This window comes from candidate division TA06 bacterium (genome assembly GCA_016208585.1).
In the GTDB taxonomy this organism is placed as follows: domain Bacteria; phylum Edwardsbacteria; class AC1; order AC1; family EtOH8; genus UBA5202.
Map to the genome: position 1 here is coordinate 1 of JACQXR010000052.1, position 2,679 is coordinate 2,679.

Annotated in this window: 2 protein-coding genes; both read right to left on the reverse strand. The window is 54.3% G+C overall.

Annotation, left to right across the window (positions count from 1 at the left end):
• Window positions 1-534: 534 nt before the first annotated feature.
• Window positions 535-1,782 carry a type IV pilus twitching motility protein PilT gene (locus HY768_04285; GenBank protein MBI4726435.1) on the reverse strand — a complete coding sequence of 416 codons (1,248 nt, stop codon included), beginning with the start codon at window positions 1,780-1,782 and terminating at the stop codon, window positions 535-537.
• Between the two features lie 263 nt (window positions 1,783-2,045).
• Complete coding sequence (locus tag HY768_04290) at window positions 2,046-2,516, reverse strand: hypothetical protein (protein ID MBI4726436.1); 471 nt, start codon at window positions 2,514-2,516, stop codon at window positions 2,046-2,048.
• Window positions 2,517-2,679 lie beyond the last annotated feature (163 nt).

The following is a 2,679-nucleotide window of genomic DNA, read 5'->3' on the forward strand; positions in this document are numbered from 1 at the left end:
CCTCGATGCTTTTGGGAAACATCGTACATTGATTGCGATCTCCATACCGATATGCCATGGCCTGCTCCTTTTTCTATTACAGCTAATTATAGCATATTCGGCATTGTTTGTCATTTCCTCTCTTATTATGACACAGTCTGCATGGCGGGGTTAACGGCCACTCTGTCATTCCCGTCCGCTGAAGCGGCCATTTACCGGTACCAAACCCCGGTTCGCTTCAGCGCTGCTGCATAAGCAAAGGCTGCCGTTTTTCCCAGCTTTAGCGGGAAAAGAGTGTTTTGCTTTGCTGAAGCCCAATTTCGCGATCAAGACATTCAGGCAGCCGGGGATTTTGACATCACAGCAGCGCTGGGCGAAAGTTCTCTTTGGAGCTTTCTCTTCAAAGAGAAAGCGGAGAAAAATAATTATTAAAATAAACGCCGAAAGGCCAAGGCCCCGGAATACCCGGGGTATCTTGGCTGCAGTTTTGACATTGGTTTTATTGGAGCCCTGAAGGCAACTTGTATTCTTCTCTGAATAGGAAACGAATATTGACTATTTCACTTCGTCCATGAAGGCTGTGCTGTGGCCGTCGCGCTTCAGCTGGTTCAGGATGTCCGGCTTATCCAAAGCCTTCATGTAGGCCTCCTTGGCCTCCACCTTTTTCAGGTTCACCAGCTCCATCAAAGACTCGTTCAGGCTGACCATTCCCATCTTGCGGTTGGTCTGGATGATGGAAGGAAGTTGGTAGGTCTTGGATTCCCGGATCAGGTTGGAGACCGCCGGAATTCCCAGCAGAATTTCCATGGCCGCGATCCGGCCGCCGCCGATCTTCTTGCACAGGGTCTGGGAGACCACGCCCTTAAGCGATTCCGACAGCATGATCCTGATCTGCTCCTGGCGGTCGGCCGGGAACTGCTCTATCACCCGGTCCACGGTGGAGGCGGCGGTGGAGGTGTGCAGGGTGCCGAAGACCAGGTGCCCGGTCTCGGCGGTCTCGATGGCGATGGAGACGGTTTCAAGATCCCGCATCTCGCCCACCAGCACGATATTGGGGTCCTCGCGCAAAGCCGCCCGCAGGGCGTTCTTAAAGGAAGCGGTATGCGGCCCCACCTCCCGCTGGTTGATTAGGCATTTTTTGTTCTCGTGCACGAACTCGATGGGATCCTCCAAAGTGATGACGTGCCCGGATCGGGTGCGGTTGACCAGGTCCACCAAAGCGCACAGGGTGGTGGACTTTCCCGAGCCGGTGGGGCCGGTCACCAGCACCAGCCCCTTGTTGAGGTTGCAAAGGTTCTGAATGGCCATGGAGATGTTCAGATCCTCCACCGTCACCACCTTGGTGGGGATCACCCGGAACACTCCGCCCATGCCCTTGCGGTCCAGAAATATGTTGACCCTAAAGCGGGCCACCCCGGGGATCTCGTAGGCCATGTCCGTATCGTTGTCGCTCTCGAAATCCTGGCGGTAGCGCTTTTCCATTATCTGGTACAGCATCCTTTCGGCGTCGGCCGGAGCGGTAACCGGAAATTCCTCCATCCGCTTGATGTCCCCGTCGATCCGGAAGATTGGCTTTTCGCCGCTGGACAGGTGAAGATCCGAGCCTTTGCGCTGCACCAGCAGTTTCAACAGCTTGTCTATCTCGGCTTCCTTATAAACCCTGGCATATTTGGATTCCTGCGGAGGCGCAGACACAGCCGGCGACAGGGCGGCGGGAGCCGGCTGGGACGGCGGAGGATTGAACGGCTCCGGAACGGCGGCCGTGGCCGGAACGAAGATGACCGAAAGGTGCTGGCCCTGCATAGTCACTTTTCCCTGATAGTCCGCCCCCTGGGGCGACTTGTAGCTGAAGGCAACCGTTGGCTGGCTCATCAGCTGTTCCCTGGCGTTTTCCGGCATAATCTCGGACAGCAGGCCCATCACCTCCTGGCGGGAAAATTTCTGTTTGGAGACCGATTGCAGCGAGCCCCCCATCACAAATTGAGGTTCGGCCTCGCTGTTCAGCTGGAATTCCGCCGCCTGATAGTCTGCCATGGCTTTAAAGAAAGCGTCAATTCTGGCCATTTTCATCTCCTGGGTGTTACAAAGCTTATTTGCCGCCGGTTGATGATGTGCGCCGTCTGGCCGGTTCGGAGTAAAAAGAACTTGTCCTCCTGGTTCAAAAAATCTATCAGCCGGGATTTGGCGGGAGGCAGTTCCACGTAAGCGTTCCCGTTAAGTGAAGCCTGGTTGTTGAAGCGAACCTCCATCGGTTCCTCCTTGGCACCCATTCTTGAAAGATCCTGGCCGCCCAGCTCGGCCTCGGCGCTGATCTCTACCTCCACGATCCGGTCCTTGTTCATCATCCGCACCGGAGGGTCAGCCTCCAGCCGGAGCACAAAGAAACGCTCCGGGCTGTTCATGAACTCCAGCGCCGTCTCCTGGCCAGTGTGGTTCTTGGAGAAAAGGCTTAAAAAAAGCTCGCCCTTGATCTCCTCACAGTCTACACAGCGGATGGTGACCGGCACCTTCCTTTTTTCTACGGCCAGTTCCTGCATGGCTGTTGCTCCTTAAGTTATTTTTAACCTCAAAAATGCGCAATATTATCAAAGAAAAGCTTCAAAATAGTTGTAATTACAGCTAATTTCGCATATAATGACTTTTCGCTATAACCGTCCAAAATGGACGGTTATAGCGCAGGACATTTTGTTCAAGTTTTGA

Coding starts and splice junctions, on each gene's coding strand:
- HY768_04285 (MBI4726435.1), bottom strand. CDS start 1,782: ATGCAGGGCCAGCACCTTTCGGTCATCTTCGTTCCGGCCACGGCCGCC.
- HY768_04290 (MBI4726436.1), bottom strand. CDS start 2,516: ATGCAGGAACTGGCCGTAGAAAAAAGGAAGGTGCCGGTCACCATCCGC.